This is a genomic window from Enterobacter sp. MGH 33, from assembly GCF_000534535.1.
In the GTDB taxonomy this organism is placed as follows: Bacteria; Pseudomonadota; Gammaproteobacteria; order Enterobacterales; family Enterobacteriaceae; genus Enterobacter; species Enterobacter hormaechei_C.
Genome location: NZ_KI973213.1, coordinates 107821 through 114639, shown reverse-complemented (window position 1 = coordinate 114639; position 6819 = coordinate 107821). Strand labels below are relative to the sequence as shown.

The 6819-nt window shown below is 45.6% G+C and carries 5 protein-coding genes and 1 pseudogene; all 6 read left to right on the top strand.

What is annotated here, in order from left to right:
* Nucleotides 1-1101 (top strand): SIR2 family protein (locus L379_RS25440; protein ID WP_071992905.1); only part of this gene is annotated, 1101 nt, incomplete at its 5' end.
* On the top strand, nt 1098-3164 hold the full coding sequence (locus L379_RS00580; RefSeq protein WP_004098991.1) for an ATP-binding protein: 2067 nt from the start codon (nt 1098-1100) through the stop codon (nt 3162-3164). The genes L379_RS25440 and L379_RS00580, both read left to right, overlap by 4 nt.
* A 198-nt stretch (nt 3165-3362) precedes the next feature.
* Nucleotides 3363-4019 (top strand): annotated as a pseudogene (locus L379_RS00585) (toprim domain-containing protein); the annotation flags it as partial.
* Between the two features lie 80 nt (nt 4020-4099).
* Nucleotides 4100-4894 carry a hypothetical protein gene (locus tag L379_RS00590; RefSeq protein WP_022649965.1) on the top strand — a complete coding sequence of 265 codons (795 nt, stop codon included), beginning with the start codon at nt 4100-4102 and terminating at the stop codon, nt 4892-4894.
* An 81-nt stretch (nt 4895-4975) separates the two neighbouring features.
* Complete coding sequence (locus tag L379_RS26160) at nt 4976-5452, top strand: hypothetical protein (RefSeq protein WP_022649966.1); 477 nt, start codon at nt 4976-4978, stop codon at nt 5450-5452.
* A 34-nt stretch (nt 5453-5486) separates the two neighbouring features.
* On the top strand, nt 5487-6809 hold the full coding sequence (locus L379_RS00595; protein ID WP_022649967.1) for an ATP-dependent DNA ligase: 1323 nt from the start codon (nt 5487-5489) through the stop codon (nt 6807-6809).
* The last annotated feature ends 10 nt before the right edge of the window (nt 6810-6819 follow it).

Sequence of the window (6819 nt, the reverse complement as noted above, 5' to 3'; positions counted from 1 at the left end):
GAAATAGATAGTTATGTAGCTAAAACAGCTGAAGCCTCAGGAAGAGGAAGAGGTAATATTGAAGACCAAATCCGTTCAATTAATGAGTTAATTAAAGGATTAGAGATTTTAACTGCGCAAAATCTCCCACTTCCAGAACCGCCTCCTGGTGCTCTCCCATATCGAAATTTAAAAAGTGAGTTAGTTGAGTTAAATAATGAGCTAACAAGATGTTTGAAATTATTCTCAGATTCAGTTAGTAATGGGGAAAAGTTAATTCGCGATGCAAAAAACGATTTAAAAACACAAACGTTTAATTATTTAGTAAGTTTTTTGATGAGTTTTTCAAGTCGAACAGCGACAAGGGATCGATTACATATTTTCACGACGAATTACGACAGGATAATTGAAGCAGGAGCTGAAATAGCAGGTATTCGACTAATTGACAGATTTGTTGGTACTATAGCGCCTATTTTCAGATCTTCGCGACTAGAAGTCGACTATCATTATAATCCACCGGGTATTCGTGGTGAACCAAGATATTTGGAAGGTGTGGCGCGCTTTACTAAATTACATGGCTCATTGGACTGGTATACTACCGAAGGAGCCATAAGGCGATTTGGATTACCTTTTGGTGCGAGTTCGGTGGAACCCTTTTTACAAGTGGAGGCTGCTGGAGCAGCGAACTATCATCAATTAATGATTTATCCAAACTCGGTTAAAGACCGAGAAACATCAGAATACCCTTATGTTGAACTATTCAGAGACTTAGCATCTGCAACATGTCGTCCTAATAGTACTTTGGTAACATATGGTTATAGTTTTGGAGATGAACATATAAACCGTGTTATTATTGACATGCTGACAATACCCTCAACGCATATAGTAATAATTGCCTACGGCGATCCACTCGGTAGAATTATGCGCTTTGTAAACGAAAGTGGAAGAAAAGCTCAAATATCTTTATTACTTGGTGACCACTTTGGAGATATCAAGAATTTAGTGGATTTTTATCTTCCTAAAGCAGCGATAGACAGATCATCAATTCGTATGGCAGAACTATTGAAATCAAGGGGTTTATATCGTACAACAATTTCAAATAATAGCGAGGATGCTGAATGAACTCATTTCCGATTGAACAAGGTGAGCAACTCAGGGTCGGCACTGTAGATTTTGTTTCACCTAATGAAATTAGAGCAATATTAGAGATTGACTCACCTGATACTGTTGCTTTGAATGCAGGAACGCCTAGAAACTTTCCAAGAGTAAACAGTTATGTATTAATATCATGTGATAATGGTTACTTAGTTGGGCAAATAGAGTGGCTTGCTGTAGAACATTCGCCTTATCCAAAACAAAGAGATGTTCAAGAATTTGGTTTAGTAAATCTACCATTCCCCCGAAAAAAAATAAGTTTGAATCCGGTGGGAATGCTTAAACGTTTGTCCAAAGATGGTACTGATTATTTCAGATTTCAACGAGGTTCTGAATCGTTTCCTTCTATTGGGGCTGCTATTTTACTACCGACAGATTTACAACTTAGATCAATAGTCGAATCTGGAAATAATAGGCGAGTGATCATTGGACAAAGTCCACTTGCGAACAATGCAAATGTAGCTGTAGATCCTGATAGATTATTTGGTCGTCATATAGCAGTGCTCGGAAATACTGGTAGCGGTAAGTCTTGCTCTGTATCTGGATTAATCCAGTGGTCACTCGAATCTGCATTGGAATCACAAATAAAACCAAATGCCAGATTTATCATCCTAGACCCCAACGGCGAGTATGCACGTGCTTTGGGGCCAACGACGAAATTTAAAGGTAGAGTATTTAAGGTTGAGGCTGAAGGCAGTGAAAACCAATTACAAGTACCCTCATGGTTTTGGAATAGTTCGGAGTGGGCATCATTCACGCAAGCAAGTCCTAAAGCACAACTTCCATTACTAAAACGCTCCTTGAGAGCAATGAGAAATGAAGAATTTGATTTACAAAAGAATATAGATATAGAAGTTAAAAAATACCTAGGTACAATTTTGGTTTCTTTAAAAGCGGATAAATCTAAAGGAGCAGCGGCACTTAATGATTTCCCTGGAGCCAAAAATCTTTTGGCTAAAATTAATATTTGGCGTCAGAGTCTGGAAGAATACAAAGCGAGATTAACTACACCATGCCCTGAGCTAGATAAATTAATCATCTCTATTCAAGATTTTTGTGGGCAAAGAGAAGGCAGATATCCAGATTACAATGCTAAAGTTAGCGCAGTTGATAACATCATAAATGGAGTGTTATCTTCATTTCAGAGCCTTGGAGGCGATGAGTGTGAACTCCTTCCTAAAAACGAGGATATCCCCGTCCCTTTTGACGGAAATAATTTAGTCTCCTATTTAGAGGCGTTAGCACAAGAAAATGGTAGCGAGCAATATGTTGAATATCTAGTAGCTAGAATACGCACAATGCTTGCGGATACAAGAATGAAACCCATAACCAATGACTCAGAGCATAGAGTTGACTTGGCTAATTGGTTAGAAACATATATTGGGAAAGATGGTGATGGTGATAGCTGCGTTTCAATTATTGATCTTTCTTTAGTACCAACTGAAATTACTCATCTTGTGACAGCTGTCATTTCAAGAATTATTTTTGAATCATTGCAACGTTATAGACGACTATATAACAAATCTTTACCTACGGTACTTGTTGCTGAAGAAGCACATACATTTATTAAACGGTATCGTGAGGACAGTGAAAATCAGGATGTCGCAGCTGTTTGCTGTCAAGTATTTGAGAAAATTGCACGAGAAGGCAGGAAATTTGGTCTCGGTATGGTTATTTCTTCGCAACGACCATCAGAATTATCACCTACAGTTTTATCTCAATGTAATACTTTTCTTCTGCATCGAATTAGCAATGACAAAGATCAGGAGCAAGTTCATAAAATGGTACCCGACAATTTGCGAGGATTACTCCGTGAATTGCCTTCATTGCCATCTCAACATGCAATACTGATGGGCTGGGCATCTGAACTTCCTGTCTTAGTTAAAATGAAAAATTTGACGAAAGAGCAGCAACCCCATTCTGATGACCCTGATTTCTGGGATGTTTGGACAAGAAAGGATGCTGATGGGAAATTGGTCGAGAGAACGGCCAATTGGGAAGCTGTTGTAAAGGAATGGCAACAAAATTGAACTGAAGTAGGATGTGAAAACGGGAGGGCAGATCGGAATTGAAGGAACTTTATGCAATCAATCTACTTGGTATTGCGTTCCATCGACCATCAGCCCCATGATCATTGGAGTAGCTGTAAATGCAGCACCTAATAATTAAAATAAAACAATAGGTTAACCTATTAACGTGGTTTTTTACATCGTTGGCCCTCAAACCCCGATCTGCGTTACTGCGTCGAAGGCAAGCACGCATACGTCGATCCGTACACAGACCAGGTCAAAGGGCAGGTGTTTGATATGCGCATCCTGATACCGGTTTACGATCTGGATGGCGTGATGAAGACCTTCCAGGGGCGTGACATTACCGGTGCAGCAGAACGCCGTTATCTCTTCCCCATGCAGCTGCCGGCGTCGGGTAAGTTTCTCTACAACGGCCACAATGCAGTCGGAAAACAAACGGTCGTTGTGTGTGAAGGGGCATTTGACGTAATGGGCGTGAAGCGAGCCATCTTCGACGAAGAGACGCTGCGGGATTATGTAGAGCCAATTGGCACGTTCGGGATGCACTTGTCCGGAAATATGAATGAGGACGCTGAAGATCAGTTAGGCGCGTTCCTGACGCTCAAGGCGCGTGGATTACGCAACGTCATCATGATGTGGGACAGCGAAAAGCAAGCGATCCGCAACACCATGTCAGCGGCCAAACGTCTCACCAGCATCGGACTGAATGTCAAAGTGGCCTGTCTGGGCGAAGAAGGTCTCGACCCCGGCGACGCGACGCCAGAGCAGATACTAAAAGCCTATTATCGTGCCAAGCCGTACTCCAGACAGTTGGAGCTACAAAGCAAGGTACTCGGCATTAAAGCTCTTGTATAAATTGCACGCCTTTAATGATAAGTAGATACATACTTATTTTTCTGTAAGAATATGCTCGACGAAGGAATTGAGGAACCTTTATGAAAGCAGATATTCAGAAGTCCGTTACCGAAATTATCGACAAATCAGGCGTAGAAATTGATACAGAAGAGCGCCAGAAGATTATCGATGAGGCGATCCAAACTGCGCTGGAGCACATCGCCACGTCTGTGAGCACAGCACCTCTTGGGGAAGGCTCGAAATACATGCGGGTATGGGTTCGTTTTGGAGAGTCCCCGGAGCTGCCTGGTGTTAAACAGAAACGCGCGGCACTCGTGGCGTTCACTCGCAAAATGAAGGACGCAACGGTCGAAGTACGTGCCGGTGCATGGTACGACGGTCGCGTTGTCTACACCAATCAGGCGGTGTGTGATGAAGGTGAACGATTTGAGGAAATTGTCGACGCAACTCTTCGCGCGATCAAAGGCAGGGCTGGTGTAGAGGATGATCCGTCTATCGCGGCGTTCCTGAGCATTGTCGAACTGCCTGAAGTTACCGAACGCGTTACCGATCTGACAACACCGCCTGGTTTGCTGGAATTGGTGGTCAGTGGCGATACCAAAAAAGCCGTTGAGCGCATTCGTGAGGTGGAATACGGCATCATCTGCGATATGTGCCGCAGCGACTTAGACCTGGTGCGCATCATTGTTGACGCGGGTCAGGCATGTGACGGTGTGCTCGCCAGTTTTGCAGGGCAGGTGGCACGCCTGGCCAACGAGCTGCCGATGATTAAACAGGAGGCAAAATCATACGCCGTCCACCATGCCAACGATTTACTGGAGCCATACCGGTTCGAAGCCGCTCAGGACAAAATGACTGGCTGGGCGACCTGGTAAACCTCGAAAAACCATTTAGCCCCCTGGTGGGGCTTTTTTAAACTGCGCTTAATAAGTAAGTACACGACTACGGTTAGAAGCATGTCCACAAGAACAGATTTGTCGAAAATCCCGTCTATCTCCGGAAACAACGGTTATTCGCTGCGCTGTCCGGAAGTGAAGATCAACGGCCATGAGGCCCATTGCAGCTATACAGTCTGCCAGCACACCATCCTCGCCTACAAAGAGAAGCGCCTCCCGGCGACATCGTTCCAGTCCTGCGCTGCGGCCATTGCTGCTGGCAAATGCCAGGCGCTGAAGATGATGGTCGAAGAGATCCGCAAAGGCGAACAGCTCTACTTCATCGATATGGCTGCGCTTATCAAAGAAGTGGAAGAGCAAAACGACCACGCCAGAACGCTAACCCGGAAGCGCAACACCATGACGATTAACAGTCTGGTTAAACGCACGAAGAAAACAGAACCAGCCAAACCCGAAACCACGTCCACCGATTCACTGGCGCCCGTCACTGACGTGTACGCGGCACTCATTGAAGAAGCAACCAAAGAAAACACATGAAAACTCCCGAGCGACCGATGGAGGTTAAACACTAATGGAAAAACTGATCGCCCTAAAGCACAAGCTGGATGCCATAAAAACGATGGGAACCAACGCCAAGAAAGAGGCGCTGGCCAACCTTGATGAATTTGAGCAGAGCATGGTCTCGCTAATGCTCAACCCATTCATTCGATTCGGTGTGAAGAAGTACAAAGTGGCCGAGCCACTCGATACTTCCGTACCCAGCGATCAGAAGGTAGTCGAGCTGCTGGAGAAGCTGGCGGCGCGCGAACTGACCGGGAACGCGGCCATTACTGCTGTCGAATCACTCGTTGCCTCAATGTGCGCTGACGGGCAGGACGTGTTTCGTCGCTTCCTGCTGAAAGATCCGAAAGCCGGCGTCGGCATTAGCCTGTGCAACAAGGTGTTCGAAAACCCAATTCCGAAGTTTGAGGTACAGCTGGCGTCTCCGTACAAGGAGAAAGGCGACAAATACCCATTTAAACAAAACCCAAAGGCCAAGTGGCCAATGATCGGCAGCCTCAAACTCGATGGTCTCCGGGTTATCTGCGAAGTTATCGTTGACGAGGAAGAGGTGAACTTCTTGACGCGTACCGGCAATCCGATTACGTCACTCGATCACCTTAAACCAGCCATGCTTGAGCGAGGCAGACTCTCCGGTTTCAAGCACATCTTTTTCGATGGTGAGGGTACTGCAGGTACGTTCAACCAGTCCGTGTCGGCGCTTCGCAAGAAGAACGTGACAGCCATTGGTGCCGTTTACCATATCTTCGATTTCTTCTTACCGGAGTGGCGTGCTCAGGCAAAAAGCAAAGAGTACCTGAAGACCGGCATGAAGCTGAAAGAGCGCCTGGCTATGCTGGTGGCGTTATTCCGCAACACTTGCGGGGAAGATTACGCGCAAGATATCCACCTGCATCCGTTCTACATCATCCATAGCCATGAAGACTTTATCGAACGCTTCATGAAGCGCCTGGACGAGAACGAAGAGGGGGAGATGGGCAAAGATCCGGATTCTGTTTACGAGTTCAAGCGTACCCGCAGCTGGTGGAAGCTGAAAGATGAGGATTCCGAAGACGGTGAAATCATCGACTTCGAGCCAGGCGACCCGGACTCAGGCTTTGCACATACGCTGGGCAAGATAGTGATTCGTCTGGAGAACGGCGTCATCGTTCGTGCCAGCGGTATCAAGCATAAGTACCTGGATGAAATCTGGAACAATCAGGAGAAGTATCGTGGACGCATCGTCGAGGTTCACTGCCATGAGAAAACGCCAGACGGTAGCTTACGCCACCCACGTCTGAAGTGGCCGAAATGTCTGCGAGATACCGAAGACCGTATTGGAGATAAAGACTGATGCTCGGCTG